This is a genomic window from Mesonia sp. K4-1 (assembly GCF_008017825.1).
Taxonomy (GTDB): Bacteria; Bacteroidota; Bacteroidia; order Flavobacteriales; family Flavobacteriaceae; genus Mesonia.
Window position 1 is genome coordinate 1 of the sequence record NZ_VRLS01000053.1, and the last position, 15,877, is coordinate 15,877.

Below are 15,877 nucleotides of genomic sequence, written 5' to 3' on the forward strand. Positions count from 1 at the left end.
CCTTAAGCATTTCTGATGACCAAAAGAGTTTTTTACAATTAGAAACTCTAACGGTTAATAATGGTAATACTGTAGCAACTCCCAATACTAATTGGCGTTACCAATACGACAACCATTTAGGTTCTGCTTGTTTAGAGTTGGATGATTCTGCCAATATTATTTCCTATGAAGAATATTATCCATTTGGTGCGTCAAGCTATCGTTCTGGTAAAAATGAAAGCGAAGTAAAATTAAAACGTTACCGTTATTGTGGAAAAGAAAGAGACGATGAAACCGGATTGTATTATTACGGAGCACGATATTATGCCGCATGGATAGGTAGGTTTATAAGTATAGATCCCTTGGCCGAAAAGTTCCCACAATTAACACCGTATAATTATGCAGGAAATAAGCCTGTCACAGCTAAAGATTTAGAAGGGTTGCAGGGTACTAAAGATGATGAGGTAAGACAGCAGAAGCCTGTTAATGAAACAAAAATTGATAATACTAGGGTTGCAAGGCCTCGGGTGAGGTTGGAAGACATAAAACCCATTGAAGTTGCTGAAGCAAATGTTTATAAAATCAACAAGGAAACGGGAGCAGCAGTAAAAATTGGCGTTAGTGGTCTCGACTTATCAAAACGAGACCAAGCACTACTCGGAAAAGGCGGGGAGTTTATTTACAGGAACAATAGGCTTAGTATAACTTCAAAAGAAACCGTTAACGAATTGAACAATCCAAGCGAAGCAGGGCCATTGACCGAATTTACTTTGGGCAAGTTGAACGAAGATTTTAAGACTTACGAAGGCAATTTTCCCGAAAACTACTATGAAGGGTTTAGCAAGGCTGTATTTAAAAAATCTATTGAATTGAATGGAGCGGATTCGGGAGTAGATGCAGCAAGTGATTTCTTGGACATAAGGACCATGTCAGAGGGTGGGGCTATATTGCATGCCTATGAAACTTACGCTAGAAGTGGAGCTGACACTGGGTTTGATAAAGTTTCTCATTATGCAGTCTCTGCTCGACTACAATACAATAATGGTGGGCTTATAGCAGATATACAACAATATTCAAAAGAGATATTTTTTGATGAAATACCAAGTTGGTTTGGAAACGATGTTGGTTTTGATTCTAAAGATATGTTAGCAAACAATAGGGGACAGGCTTTTGGTAAAGCACTTTATGGAAAGTATCATCCAAGACCTGCCGAACCAAGGTTTAGAAGATTTGGGGAATGAAAGTAAAAGAAAAAACATCAATCATATTACTACTAATAGTGATTATTTTGGCTTGGCTTTATAGGGGTGTAATTGAGTTTGCATACAGTATTCCTACTGACGAGCAACTAATTCAGCCTGAAATTTCACATCCCAAAGGAATTCGGGAGTACATTGGAGAAGCTCCTTTCTATATTTTAATAGGATTGGCTGCTTATTTAGTTTGGCGGATAATCAGGGCAAATTGGAAATTATGTAGAAAACGAAGTAAAAGAGGCGATTGTGAAAAGTAAATGGTTTTTACAATTAGAAACATTGACTATTGAGAATGGCAATACGTTTATAACCCCAAGCACCAACTGGCGTTACCATTATGATAATCATTTAGGTTCTGCTTGTTTAGAACTGGATGACAGTGCTGCGGTTATTTCTTATGAAGAATATTACCCGTTTGGTGCGACAAGCTATCGTTCTGGAAAGAATGAAAGCGAAGTAAAATTAAAACGTTACCGGTATTGTGGAAAGGAACGTGATGCGGCCGAATGTTAAGAAAACAGCTGGGGGCTGTTTTTAATGTAGGAGCGAGACTGCCGCGTTGGGAGATCGTATTATTACGGAGCTAAATATTATGCCGCTTGGATTGGAAGGTTTATTTCTATAGATCCCTTAGCGGAAAAGTTCCCACAATTAACCCCTTATAATTATGCTGGGAATAAGCCCATAACCTATAAAGATCTCCACGGTCTGCAAAGTAGTGGAGGGGATATTGAGGTAAAAACCACTCCAAGACAAGAAGGTGAAAAATCTACAGAAAATGTAAGTTATATAAATGCGTTAGATGGGATTGAACAAAAAATTAGCAAAACGGTTTACTATCACTCGGGCTTTCTAGGTAAAGAAGATAACTATTCAGAAAAAGAATATTTAGAATTATTTAGACCTTTAATAAGGAATATAGGGCAAGGACAGGAAGATATAGGTATTTTGTCTGATCTTGATATAGCCGATGAAATTTACACTAAACTTATTGATAGGGCAGAACAAGCTTATAATTACTACGGGGGTCAAATTCCTCTAGCCAGAGGAAACGTAGACGCTATGGGTTATAATTCTCCTTTCTTTTTAATTGGAGGGTGGAGAAAATTATTTAACGTTACAACTGGTGTTAAGTCTGTTGAAAGAAACTTTTTAGTAAATTCAAGTAAATTTGATTATTTTTTTGGAAGAGTTGTATCTGGTTCAAAACATAACATCGCTAGATCTGCTCAAAATTTAAGGGATCTGGCAACTCTTGGTATAAAAAATGAGAATCAACTAATGAATGTTTTTAATCAAGCTATTAAAAAAGGAACGGTTATATCAAAAAAATCTAATCAATTTGGAACTACTGTAATGAGAAGTGTAAATATTGGAAAAAAAGGAAGAATTGACGTTGGCTTTTTCTATGAAGGAGGTAATATGAATCTTATACCGAAAATCTCAACAATAATTCCTAAAATCTATAAATAATAATGAAGTTAAATTTTAAAAAAGTATCCGAGTCAGATTTTGAAAAAATAGATATACCTGTTTTATTTGAAAATAAGCTAACCGATACAACTTATGCAGTTATCTCAAATTATGGTAACGAATACAAATATAAATTAGGATGGCAAAGTGAAAGCATAAGTCCCACTATCCTAAATATAGATAAATTTATTTTTTCAATAGGTATTGATCAAATATTTGTAATTTTTGAGCTTCATACAGGAAATATATTAAAAAGAATTTCTTTAGATTATTACTTTTATGATATTAAAATTTTTAAGGAAATTCTTTACGTAATTACCCAACTTGAAATTATTAAAATTAATATTACAGATTTAATGATTATAGAATACTTTGCTTTACCCGATTATTTTGAAAGTATTGAATTTGAGGAATCGGTTATTTATATTAAATGTATTAATGGTGAAATATTAAATATATAATCACTAAAATATTTTAAAGAGAAACCTTATCCATTGCTGATGATGAAAAAACATTTTTACAATTAAAAACTTTAACTATTGAGAATGGCAATACCGTGGCAACCCCTACCATCAATTGGCGTTACCAATACGATAACCATTTGGGCAGTGCTTGTTTGGAATTGGATGATTCTGCTAATGTTATTTCTTATGAGGAATATTATCCTTTTGGATCAACGAGTTATAGAAGTGGTAAATCATCTGCTGAGGTTTCATTAAAAAGATATAGGTATTGTGGTAAGGAACGTGATGCGGCCGAATGTTAAGAAAACAGCTGGGGGCTGTTTTTAATGTAGGAGCGAGACTGCCGCGTTGGGAGATTGTATTATTATGGTGCCAGATATTATGCAGTTTGGATCGGTAGATTTATTTCTATAGATCCTTTAGCAGAGAAATTCCCACAATTGACCCCTTATAATTATGCAGGGAAAAAGGCTGTCACCAGCTGTTGGCGGATACGATAGCGAAAATCCAGTAACTTTATATCCCGAAGAAAACCCTTATGGGGAAAATGGTCAGTTCAGAACGATAGAAATTAATTATCAAATGAATATACAATACTTAATTCAAAAATGATTATGAATCGATTAATTATGTTATCTACTATTTTTTTATTTTCATCTTGTTACGAGAATAATGATGAACTTCATATAAGGAATCAATTGTATTACTATCAGTTTCCATCTCAACATATAATGACTTTAGAGTTTTCAGACGATGATACTTTTAATCAAAAAATGTTTAAGTCAAAAGAAGATTATAATAATGATAAAGCAGAATTTAATAATTTTGGTCACTGGGAAAAAACCAATGATGGTCTAACACTCCATAATTGGATAATAGTTTGTTATTTGAGAAGTCCTGATAGTATACTTACAAATAGGGAACCATCTCATATGCAAAATGTATATTGGCGAAATTCACCAAGTTCAATTACTCAGTCAATAATAATTTATGAAGAGACTGGTTACATTTTAAATAGAATAAATAACTACTGAGCGTATTTAAAGAAACTATATAGAAATGAAAAGAAACGCCTATTTGATAATTTTAATAATGAGTTGTATGTTCAATTTAAATTGTGAAACATGTGATATAAAACATGGATCTTACGGTGGCGGTATGCTGTTTCTTGGAAAAAGTAATAATAAGATTAGTGGAGAAATTAATATTAATCAGGGCGAACCGGCAGTAAAATGTCATTTAACTTTTATAGTTGATTGTGATAATAGCAATAGTAAAAAAGAAATCGAATTAAAAGATCCCTTTGGTAATTTGTACCCAGCCATTATAAAGATGGGAAAAGATGAGATTTATATTCAGGCCTTTGAGCAACTTGGTGCTTGCCAGAGAGTATTAGACCTTAAAAGAGGAGAAAGTTTTTCCTATGATAAATAGTTTTCTTAATTTCTAAATCTTTACTAGATATAATAATCAAATAACCTAAGTGCTTTGTTAGTAAGAATGAAAAGTGTGCTTGCAGTTATATTACTATTTGCATTTTCTTCATGTAGAAATATAACTTACGAAACAATCTTAATTCCTAAGGGGTATACGGGTGATGTAATCATTATATTTAATCAAAAGGGAAAAGTAAAAAGAAAATTTGAAGGAAAACACAAAGTTTATGAAATACCAAAGGATGGAATTTTACTAACAGAATTTAAAGATGAAGGTAAAGGTTTTGCTTATGTGGATTATTTTTATGTAGATAGTCACGGACATCGTACAAAATTAGATAAATATTCTATAAGAAATCATGAGCACGAGGGTCTAGGAGTTTATGGAGGAACTATTGGGGTTCTTGGAAATAATGAATTACCATATTATCTTTTTTATGTCGGCAATAAAAGAGATTACCTAAATGAAGATAAGCTTCAAGGACAGAATGAACTATATAATAAAATAAAGCTAAAAACAGGTGTTGATTTTTAAAATTTTCACGATTTTATGAATAAATTTAAGTGATGGATAATAGTATTAATGGTGAAGTTGATTTTATACGTATTAAAGTAAAAAGTCCATTTTTTTATTTTAAGTAATCACTTTAGGAGAAAATATATATTTTTCATAATATTAATGCGTAACGGAAGCGATGGTGCTCCTGTGAATTATGATACACGGTTTGAGCTAAGCATTAAAGGGAACAAACGCAACATGATCGATGCCCGTGGAATGACTACAGAGTATAAAACAGGTTTACACGACCCCAAAGTAGGGGAGGCTTACAGCTTACAAAATCACTCGAAGTAACAGCACCGAATGACATTTTGACGGTAGTTTGTTTGTCAATGGAAAGCGCATTCGGAAAATTTTAATAATTAAATTACCATCCCTCTTCTTGAAAGAGGGGAAAATTTTTGAGTTATGTAAGGATATGATTAGGAGCGAAAAGGTTTTTCTCATCAGCCTAGACTTTTGCTTCTTTTCGGCAATGGAAAAGAAGAGATGAAAACTTTTGAAGTTGAAATAGAAGTAGAGCTCTTATAAGCTTATCATCGCCTACCAGCCAACACCTAAAGCTTTGGTAAATTACCGCTGGGGGAGTATCTTCATATTTTTTAAAAAAATCGTATCTTTACTTTTCTAACCATAGATCACATGAACAGTACAGCCACACCACATATCGGGAGAAAAATTAGCCGCATTCGAGAACTTCGCGGTATGAAACAAGAAACGCTTGCCTTAGAGCTAGGCGTTAGCCAACAAACCGTCTCTCATCTAGAACAAAGTGAAACGCTAGAAGAGGATAAACTCAACCAAGTGGCGAAAGTGTTGGGGGTGACCAAAGAAGCGATTGAGAATTTTTCGGAAGAAGCCGTTTTTAATATTATATCTAACACCTTTAAAGATAGTAGTTCGAATAATAACAACTATTTATGTAATATTAATTCTTTTGAAAAAATAATTGATCTCTATGAACGTCTTTTAGAAGCTGAAAAAGCAAAAATTACTTATTTAGAGAAGTTGTTGGATAGAAAATAGGTTGGTTTATTCAAGTGCAGTCTAAAAAATAGAACTTTATCTAGCACGGAAATCTATAAATAGACTTGTTGTCTCAATTAACAATAGCCATGCTTAATGAATTTGTTAATAATATAAACTGATAGTTAACCATTTATTTATATTTAATAATCTTTGCTATAGATGTTTGTTCTTGAGGTGAAAGAGGTTTGTAAGAGCTTAAAATGTATAGACAGAAAAAAATAAGTATAGTAGCTGATATTCTTTATATAGATATTACGGATTTGGTCATTTAAAAAAGTAACCGAAATAAAAACTGATAGTGAAATTAGATTCCAAAGCCAATGATTTAGTCTCATACTCTCGTGCAGGAGATGTCTTCCATTATCGATGGGCTGCTAGGCGTTGCTTGAAATTGATACAACCTACTTCAAATCTTGAATCAGTATTTATAGAAGGATCAGATGAGGGGAAAAAAGCAGGGGAATATGTAATAGATGTTTCAGAGTACTACAATGATAATGAGACTAAAAATCGAATTGAATACTATCAACTAAAGCACACTACAGTACAGCAAGACAAACCTTTTACAATAAGCATACTCAAGGATACAATTGTTGGGTTTTCTGAGAGGTACAAGCAACATTCAAAGGAGAAATCCCTATCTGGAGTATCCTTTACAATAATTACAAATCGGAAGATAGATGAAAACTTTAAGGAAAACATCTCCGTAATCTCGGGAGGTAGTGATAAGGTCGACAAGAGATTTGTTCAAACAATTGAGAAGTATACCAAACTTGAAGGCAAGAAACTAATGCAGTTTTGTAGCCTCCTGAATTTTGCAGATAGTGAAGGAGACTATTTAGATCAAGAAGGTGATCTAATGATTGAAATGTCTAGGTTGCAACCTGGAATGATTGACACAACTCAAGTTGATAGTATAGTTTCATTGGTTCAAAGAAAAGTTCTTCCAGACTCTAATGGAAAAATAATTAAAGAAGATATTCTAAGACCTTTTGGAGTTACTTCTATTGAGAAACTGTTTCCAGCAACCCCATTATTCGAAGAGCTTGATAAGATTACTCATAGGGAGCAATACCTAAACATAGTAGATAGTATTAAAACTGCTGATAAACCTACAATAATACAAGCAGAAGGCGGTGTAGGAAAATCAGTATTCAGCCAATACGTTTTACAAGTACTACCAGAAGGCTCGCTTGGAATCGCTTATGATTGTTTTGGTTCCGGTAAGTATCGTAGTAGAAGTAAACCAAGGCATAGGCATAGAGATGCACTTGTACAAATAGCTAATGAATTGGCATCACTTGGGCACTGTGATAGTATGGTTATTAAGGACACCACGCAAGAAAATGACATAGTGCACGGTTTTCTAACCAGAATTGAATCTTCAATAAAATCACTAAAACAAAGAGTTGCTTCCGCTCAACTCTACATACTTATTGATGCAGCTGATAATGCAGAAATGGCGGCTCAAGAATTTGGAGATTCATGTTTTGCACATGAGTTATTAAAAGAAGATTATCCGCAAGATTGCAAACTAGTTTATTTGTGCCGACCTGAACGAACACATCTTCTAAAACCATCAAGTTCAATCTCCATATTCAACCTTCAGCCTTTTTCTAAAGAGGAAACATTTGAAAACCTCAAAAAGTATTTTCAAGAAGTAAATGAAAATCAAGCACTTGAATTTCATCGCCTAACTAGTGGAAACCCTAGGGTACAAATGAATGCAATTTCAGCAGGTCACGCTAGTATTAATGAACTTCTAGAATTTCTAGGCCCATCTGGAACATCTGTTGAACAACAAATTGAAGATCAGTTAAATGCAGCAGTCAATAAAATCAAAAACAACTTAACTTCTGAGTATCAAAGCAGTGTAGATAAAATTTGTAAAGGATTAGCGAGTTTACCTCCGAATATTCCATTGGAAGTTTTAGCAAAAGCATCCGAAATAAGCATAGAAGAAGTAAAGAGCTTTGTTATAGATATTGGCCGCTCATTATGGATGCGTGATTCTTCCTCTGTCCATTTTAGAGATGAACCAACAGAAACATGGTTTAGAAATACTTTTTTAAGCTCGGAAGAAGATTTTCGTAGTTATGTTAAAGATTTAGAGCCACTAGCTAGCGACTTCACCTATGTAGCAGAAATACTTCCTCAACTCTATCTCCAAGCAGGGCAATATGATGATTTAATAGAGATTGCCTTATCTGATAAGCTACTGCCAGCTAGTAATCCTATTGATAAAAGAAGCGTACTTGTTTATCGTCTACAATTCGCATTTAAGGCGGCTCTAAGATCAGCAAACTACAAAGATGCTATTCAACTTGCATTAAGAGCCGGAGAGGAAGTTGCAGGAGATCAAAGACAACAAAGCCTATTTCAGAATAATATTGATTTACTTCCTAAGCTTCAGGACGATTTTAAGGTTGAAGAAATAGCTTTTAAGAAGATTCTAAGAAATAGTTGGGAGGGTTCTGAGAATATTTATACCGCCTCTCTTCTAAGCGAAATCAAAGAATTCAAAGGAGAGGCACAAGGCTATTTGAGATCAGCCATGAACTGGCTGCATATCTATTTTGAAGAATCTAAGAAAAAGAAAGATAGATACCGAGAAAATGGGGTTAGCCATGAGGATATTCTGGAATTAGCTTATGCTTTTCTAAACCTGAATGGTGCGAAATCATGCTTGAAATTTCTCAATAGCATAAAGCCTAAAGAGTTTATATTTCAGGTAGTTGGACAGCTTGTTAATCGATTAATTGATGCAGATAGATTTGATGAAATAGATCAGGTTCTTAAGAACGCACGAGAAAATAAATTTCATGTTGTTGCCATTGTAAGTGAATTGGTGAAAGTGGGACGATTTGCTGAAGCTGAGGACCTTGAAAAGTGTCTAAAAATGTTGTCAAACTCAAAAAAGAGAATCAAAAGTCCCAAGGATTCCTATCATGATAATCTTACCCCTTCGATAGTGACGTTCTTAGAGGTATGTTTACATCGAAGGATGGAAGATAGCTTAATTACAAAAACGCTAGACTATTATGTCCCGAAAGTTGCATCTCAGGGAGTCGGTTCAGGCTACGAATCAAATCAACGTATAATATTTCTTAAGGCTCTTGCTATCAGGTGTGTAATTTCAAAAAAATCAGATGTTGACCTAGATGAACTCATGCCTGAGGTATATAAATCTGAAGAAAAAAATAGAAATTATTCTGATGATATTAAAGAATTCAAAGAAGTAATAGGTGGTCTGTATCCATGGTATTTATTGAGAGCACAGTTGATTTCAGGTGAAACTGATAATCTGATTAAAAAAGCCCATCAAGCAAATGAAGATTCAAAGTGGGCTTATAAGGCTAGATATAGATCATACGATGTTCTCCCTAAGGAGATTACGTCCGTCTTATGTTGTATTTTGATATATACTTATAAAAATACACCAGAAGTAACTCTACAATACTTTCAAACTTATTTAAAGGATAATTCTTCTTTTACAATACTACAGCGAATAAATATATTACGCGCTGGAACTAGAATAAATCACTTAAAAGGTATAGTACCGGAAATTGAAGTTTCAACGTATAATTTGATTAAGAATTTAAAAGAGGCTAGACCAGAGGATATTGCAGATAATTACATTTTGTTAGCAAGAGCAATACTTTCCAATTCAGTAGAAGATGCAGCTGTCTATTTTGAAGATGCAATTGATATTGTTTCTAAGTTCGGAGATGAAATCGTTGAGCGTTGGGAAGCCATCGTATCTTTGGGAGAAAGGTCTGCTTCTTATTCATCAGATGAATTAGCTTATAGATTCGTTCGCTGTGCGGAAATAGTGGGGGAATATGTATATAGAGAAAAACATTGGGATAGATCTGGAGCAATTATAACCTGTACTATGATGTCCCCTCAAATGGGAATATCTGCTCTAAGCCGTTGGCGTGATAGGGAAATAGGAAGATTTGAATATCAGCTGGAAGGTTTACTAAGTTATCTAATAAAATCAAACCTTATTAATCCTGCAGTTGGATGGTCGATGTCTCGTTTCATTTCAGATCACAATTTAATAATATTACTTTCCCATTGTTTGAGGAATGAATCCTCTGATAAATTAAGAAATGATATTTTTAATGATGAATATGATTTGCAAAGGAAGAAGGGAGCAAACTCAGATTATTGGGTGAAATTGAAGTCTGTTGCCGAGAATTTTCAGATTAGTAATACAGATTTGGATAATGTATTGGATTTTTATAAATCTGAAGAAAAAGAAGAAAAAATATCAAAAGACGACAGTTATAAAAAAAAAATTAAGACTAACTCAGATACGAGAAAATGGGAACATATTTTCTATGACTTAGATATTTTAGATCCTCAAGGATTTGAAATTTTAGTCGAGAGATATTCAAGTGAGTTCGATAAAAATAATACATTTAGATTCTCGAGATCAAGGGATTTATACATTGAAGTATTAAATCGAATTGAAGCTGATGAACTATATAAGTTCATCGATTTACTTTTACGCACCGAAAAAGTGAATTATTATGCTTTTCAACAAATTTTAAGGTTAGTACCAAATGAATGGAGAAACAAGGTAAGTTTTAAGAAGAAATGGCCAGATATTATTAAAAAATTTGGTGCCAATTATGCATATGATTTGGTCAATGATTACTCTTATAGATCAGCCGTGAGGGAATTAGAAATTGATGTTCATTTGTCCAAAGAGTTGAGAAAAGGTATTTTTGAGGGATTATCTCAAGGTCAAGAATTTACCGACGCAAGCATACTACTCAACTTTGTTCGTCTTGCATCAACCTCTATAGATAACAGTCAAGCTAGTGAATTATTAGATTACGCCTTGTCAAGGTTTGAACTGCACATTGAAGATGGTTTTGGAGATGGGCCTTGGAATGAGTGGCTCTCTGTAACGAATAATATTGACAAAAATATTGCAGGGTTTATTTGGTCAGCACTCGGCTCACCACGCTCTGGAACCCGTTGGAAAGCTTGCCACGCAATCAAGAAATTAGCTGATTTTGGATGTACTAAAGTTATAGATTTTTTGATTGAATGGGCCGATAATGATAAAGTTGGCGCGTTCGGCAGCAACCAGTACCCATTCTACAATTTACACGCAAGACAATATTTACTCATAGCATTTAAACGAATTTCGATTGATAAACCAGAAGTATTAGTTGATTATAGGAATAAATTTCAGAAATACTCTCAATTTGAATCTCACATATTAATCCAAAAGTTTGCGTCTGAAATTGCTTTAAATATCGAAAGATTCATTCCAGGAACTTACGATAGTAAAGAGATATCTAACTTTGAAAAGGTTGGTAAAAGTAAGCTTAAAGTTAGGCAAGAGGAATATGGGTATCGAATAGATAGTTACCTACATCAAAGTAAAGAGATAGATACTAATATTGACCATCATTTTGGCTGGGACTTTGATCGATACTGGTTCGAACCTCTTGGAGAAGTTTTTGGTATTTCCAGTAAACAGGTTCAAGACCTTTGTGCAAATGCTATTGCTAATAAATGGGGGGTTGAAACAAAATCAGGATATAATAATGATCCTCGTGTAGGTCTTTGGAATCAGTCGCAGGACAGAGACACATGGCACAGTCACGGAAGTTATCCAAAAACTGACAATTGGGATTTTTATCTCTCTTATCATTCCATGCTAATTGTGGCAGCAAAGTTGATTGATAATATGCCCATTATTTCATCAAAAAAATATTCTTATAATGAAGATGCATGGGAATATTGGCTGTCTGGTCATTCCTTGACAATGGAGGATGGTAAATGGTTATCGGATAGTAGAGGGAAACTTCCATTACAAAGACCGAATTGGATAACTGAAGAAAACAAAGATGAACTTTGGAGAACGAATATTCAAGAGCTCGATTTTTTAAAAATCATTAAATTTCAATATGGAGAAGAAACGTGGCTCAACATTAAGGGAGGCTGGACTGAAAGGCATAATTCAAGATATGAAACCTATTCAGTTTCATCATCCTTGGTTTCCAAAGAAACTTCAGCCGCATTGATGAGAGCTCTTGCAACAACAAGTAATTCGCATGATTACAAACTTCCTGATTTCAAGGAGTCTAGAATGGAAATTGATTCAGGTATTTTTAAACTTCGAGGATTAATTTTTGATCCCGAGGTATCTAAAGGAATTGACGAATTTGATCCATTCAGTAGAAATATAAGTTACCCACCATTTTCTTTAGGAGAATCTTTCAATAAAGAATTAAATCTTTCCCCAGGTGTTGACTACAAAAAATGGTTTTCTGATGATGGAAAAATTGTTATAAAATGTGATACTTGGAGTAGCGACTTGAATGGTTACGATGAAGAACCAGAACAATCTGGCATGCGATTAAGTGGATCATTCTCCCTAGTTAAAAGGATCTGTCAACTCTATGATAGTCATTTGATTATTGAGATTAATATTAGTCGTAATATAGAATACAAATACAGATCAAACGATGAAAAATATGATTATTTAACTCATCATAGAATTTATTTATTTACACCAGATGGAAGACTTAAAAGCATCTCAAAAAATTATAGACTTAGGTAAATTAATAGTTAAAGAATTAGAACTTGATCCGGGTGTTGATACACTATCAAAGTGGATGGCACATTTTGTAGCTGAAAAGATAGAGTTATCAGGTAAATTAACTGGAAAAAAGAAAGCTAAAGCTCAGGAAGAATGTTTTGGAATAATTCTAAAGCTTTGGAAAAATAGGTGGTCAGTTCCTCCAATTAAAAATTACCTTGAAGAATTTAGACCTTTATTTGAAACTTTGAAAAAGCTTAATCCTGCTAGGGAAAGCTTATTTTTTTATCCAGAAGGAGTCGCAAGTTTGTTAGATGAACATAACAAAAATTATAAGTCTAATGAAGCAAAAAATCTGCTTGATATCGCTTCAAATATTGATAAATTGGCTAGATCAATAATATCAGATTTATTATATCGAGCTTCTTATGAATTAGAACTTAATGATCAAAAAGCAAAATATATAAGAAATGCTATTGATTTAATTGATTTTCCTGATACCAATATTATCAAGTTTACCACAGATTATGATGAATACGTAAAAAGCCAAGAAGATAAATCGGATGTTACAAAAGAGAAAGCAGAGGAGCTAACAAAAAAAATTAGAGACTTAAAAGAATTTAGTTCTTCTATAAATTCTTTAACCGAAAGATATAAAAAAGAGCTCTTAGAAATAAAAGATTAATTGTTCATATTTTAATCGGGATATGGCTGTAGTTATTTTTTAATGGTAAATATAGATAAGTAAAGTATTTGAACATTAAACTCTTTTTATATGAGATATATAATGGCTTTGTTGGTTAACATTTTAAAAGTCACGATTTTATTTACTTTTTACTAAAGTTTTCTTATCAAATGCTTTTTAATGTAAAAGAATATTTTTTTTTGCTAAACTAGCACAGAGCAGAGGTTGTAATGGATATTGAGGGCAGTAATCTTTTCAAACTAAGCTTATATTTCTAACTTCCTATTTCTTTTTTACTTCTCTACTATAGCTTACATCATTTTTTCAGAAATACCTGTCGGTAGATACCATTCTCTGGGAAAGGCTCGTTATCTTTGCTAAAGCTAATTTAACTATCAAAATTCCCTTTTTTAAATAGAACAGCCTTTTTATCAAGATAATTTTATGATAACCAACTTTTGGAATACGTATAGCGATGCACTTATATACGCTCTTGTAGTAATAGGTGTTGTGCTGTTGCTGTTGCTTTTTACTAAATTGCTATACAGGTGGCTGGTAAAAAAAGCAGCAAAAAAATATCCCGGTGAGCAACCTACTACTTTAAGGCTTGTTAAGCGTGTACTCAATACCTTATGGGTTATTTTAGGTTTAGCAGCTTTAAGCTTTGTTTTTATTTCAGAAGATAAATATGCTATAGCGACTAAAAATTTTGAACTAATCGTTTATGTTGGTTTTGTATTAGTTTTTACCATCATTGGCGCAAGTATTGTAGAAACTTTATTTTCACGAATCATAAAGAAAACGATAGCCGTTGACGGTGATCCTACCAGCTATAAGTTTTTACGTTACTTAAGTGTATTTGGCGTTTATTTTTTTGGAGCTATTCTTGCTACCTTAGCCTTTCCTGCCCTACGAGGAGTGGCACAAACGGCGCTTGGAGGAGCGGGAATTTTAGCCGTTGTGATTGGGATTGCTTCTCAAGAAGCGCTGGCAAATATTATAGGAGGTATATTCATCATTTCATTTAAGCCTTTTCGGGTAGGGAATGTGATTAAAATTACAGATGATTTAGTAGGTACGGTTACAGATATTACGCTTCGGCATACGGTAATTAGAAATTATGAGAACAAAATGATTGTCATTCCAAATGCAATTATTAATAAGGAGAAGGTTACGAATTATGATCTGGAAGAAAAAAAGATTTGTCAGTGGATAGAAATAGGGATCTCCTACGATAGCGATATTGATCTGGCTAAGCGTATTATGAAAGAGGAGTGCGAAGCACACCCCAACCTTTTTGATAATCGTACCCATCAAGAACTTAAAAATGGAGTACCGTTGGTAATTGTCCGTGTTATTAATTTGGGTGATTCTTCGGTGACTATTCGTGCTTGGGCCTGGGCCTGGGATTATGCTTCTGCCTTTGTGATGAAATGTGAGCTTTACGAAAGTATAAAAAAACGATTTGATGCGGAAGGGGTGGAAATTCCTTTCCCACACCGAACCTTAGTATTTAAGCGAGATCAGTTGGATCAATTTAGAAATTCAGAATCAATTGATTAACGTATACGTTTTTACTATAATCCAAAAGCAAATTGAAGGTGAAATGGAAAAATTCTGCTTACTGAATGCTTTAAACTAAACGACTTCTCGATACAATTTTAGCCTCGCTACCGCTCAGCTAAAACCCCTCGAAGCTCCCATAATTAGAAGTGAACCGGCCTATCGGAAAAAGGATTAAAAATCAAGGAAGCAGCGAGGATATGGCATGAAAATCTGTTTGAGACCGACCGAAAGAGAGGTTGAGTTATTTTCATTCGTGGCGGTGGGTTCCGTAGTATTTTCTTATGCTTTTCTCGTCAGCCTAGACTTTTGCTTCTTTTCGGCAATGGAAAAGAAGGGATGAATCATTATTTAAATAGAAATTGAAGTCGAAAAATTCTGCTTACAGAACACTAACCTCTCATAACTAACAACTCAAAAACTCATTAACTCAATGTCTTCTCGATACCATTTCACCCTTGTTATCGCTCTGCTAGAACCACTCGAAGTGCCCATAATTAGGAGGGAAACGGCCTATCGAGAAAAAGATTAAAAATCAAGGTGGCAGCGAAGGGAAAGAGATCAAAAGCTGTTTGACCGTAGGGAGTTCTTTTGATCTGTGGTGGAGGTCACCGTAGTATTTTCTTATGCTTTTCTCGTCAGCCTAGACTTTTGCTTCTTTTCGGCAATGGAAAAGAAGAGGTGATCCTTAAAGTTGAAAAGATTTCTCCTTTGGTCGAAATGATAATGTAAACTAAACGACTTCTGGATACAATTCATCCTCGCTACCGCTCAGCTCAAATTATGCGAAGTGACAGCACTGAATGATATTTCGCCGGTATCTTGTCTGTGGAAGGCAGATTCGAAAAATCTTTATAATTAAATC

The 15,877-nt window shown here is 34.0% G+C and carries 15 protein-coding genes and 1 pseudogene; all 16 read left to right on the plus strand.

The window, feature by feature from the left end; translation table 11 throughout:
* On the plus strand, window positions 1-1,220 hold a 1,220-nt coding region (locus tag FT986_RS10045; protein ID WP_147864927.1), incomplete at its 5' end, for an RHS repeat domain-containing protein.
* Entirely contained in the window at window positions 1,217-1,492 is a 276-nt protein-coding gene (locus FT986_RS10050; RefSeq protein WP_147864928.1) for a hypothetical protein, read from the plus strand. The genes FT986_RS10045 and FT986_RS10050, both read left to right, overlap by 4 nt.
* Window positions 1,482-1,748 (plus strand): hypothetical protein, encoded by a 267-nt coding sequence (locus FT986_RS16070; protein WP_222706191.1) that lies wholly within the window; start codon window positions 1,482-1,484, stop codon window positions 1,746-1,748. The genes FT986_RS10050 and FT986_RS16070 overlap by 11 nt, the downstream gene beginning before the upstream one ends.
* A 60-nt stretch (window positions 1,749-1,808) precedes the next feature.
* Window positions 1,809-1,934, plus strand: a pseudogene (locus FT986_RS16315) (RHS repeat-associated core domain-containing protein); the annotation flags it as partial.
* 249 nt (window positions 1,935-2,183) lie between these two features.
* Window positions 2,184-2,708: a hypothetical protein gene (locus tag FT986_RS16165; RefSeq protein ID WP_255505944.1), complete on the plus strand. Its 525-nt coding sequence runs from the start codon at window positions 2,184-2,186 to the stop codon at window positions 2,706-2,708.
* 2 nt (window positions 2,709-2,710) lie between these two features.
* Window positions 2,711-3,169 carry a hypothetical protein gene (locus FT986_RS10060; protein WP_147864929.1) on the plus strand — a complete coding sequence of 153 codons (459 nt, stop codon included), beginning with the start codon at window positions 2,711-2,713 and terminating at the stop codon, window positions 3,167-3,169.
* Window positions 3,170-3,264: 95 nt separating this feature from the next.
* Complete coding sequence (locus FT986_RS16075) at window positions 3,265-3,474, plus strand: hypothetical protein (protein ID WP_222706192.1); 210 nt, start codon at window positions 3,265-3,267, stop codon at window positions 3,472-3,474.
* Between the two features lie 54 nt (window positions 3,475-3,528).
* Window positions 3,529-3,672, plus strand: a complete 144-nt coding sequence (locus tag FT986_RS16080) for an RHS repeat-associated core domain-containing protein (protein ID WP_222706193.1) — start codon at window positions 3,529-3,531, stop codon at window positions 3,670-3,672.
* Window positions 3,629-3,784: a hypothetical protein gene (locus tag FT986_RS15930; RefSeq protein ID WP_187248607.1), complete on the plus strand. Its 156-nt coding sequence runs from the start codon at window positions 3,629-3,631 to the stop codon at window positions 3,782-3,784. Before FT986_RS16080 ends, FT986_RS15930 begins: the two co-directional genes overlap by 44 nt.
* Before the next feature lie 447 nt (window positions 3,785-4,231).
* Window positions 4,232-4,606: a hypothetical protein gene (locus FT986_RS10070; protein WP_147864930.1), complete on the plus strand. Its 375-nt coding sequence runs from the start codon at window positions 4,232-4,234 to the stop codon at window positions 4,604-4,606.
* A 66-nt stretch (window positions 4,607-4,672) separates the two neighbouring features.
* Window positions 4,673-5,143, plus strand: coding sequence for a hypothetical protein (locus FT986_RS10075; protein WP_222706194.1), 471 nt, complete (start codon window positions 4,673-4,675; stop codon window positions 5,141-5,143).
* Between the two features lie 144 nt (window positions 5,144-5,287).
* Window positions 5,288-5,461, plus strand: a complete 174-nt coding sequence (locus FT986_RS15935) for a hypothetical protein (RefSeq protein WP_187248605.1) — start codon at window positions 5,288-5,290, stop codon at window positions 5,459-5,461.
* A 348-nt stretch (window positions 5,462-5,809) separates the two neighbouring features.
* Window positions 5,810-6,193, plus strand: a complete 384-nt coding sequence (locus FT986_RS10080; protein WP_147864932.1) for a helix-turn-helix transcriptional regulator — start codon at window positions 5,810-5,812, stop codon at window positions 6,191-6,193.
* A gap of 301 nt (window positions 6,194-6,494) precedes the next feature.
* On the plus strand, window positions 6,495-12,785 hold the full coding sequence (locus FT986_RS10085) for an ATP-binding protein (RefSeq protein WP_147864933.1): 6,291 nt from the start codon (window positions 6,495-6,497) through the stop codon (window positions 12,783-12,785).
* Window positions 12,742-13,449: a hypothetical protein gene (locus FT986_RS10090; protein WP_147864934.1), complete on the plus strand. Its 708-nt coding sequence runs from the start codon at window positions 12,742-12,744 to the stop codon at window positions 13,447-13,449. Before FT986_RS10085 ends, FT986_RS10090 begins: the two co-directional genes overlap by 44 nt.
* Before the next feature lie 444 nt (window positions 13,450-13,893).
* The gene (locus FT986_RS10095; protein WP_187248606.1) at window positions 13,894-15,012 is read left to right on the plus strand and encodes a mechanosensitive ion channel family protein; all 1,119 of its coding nucleotides are present in this window, start codon (window positions 13,894-13,896) and stop codon (window positions 15,010-15,012) included.
* Window positions 15,013-15,877: the final 865 nt, after the last annotated feature.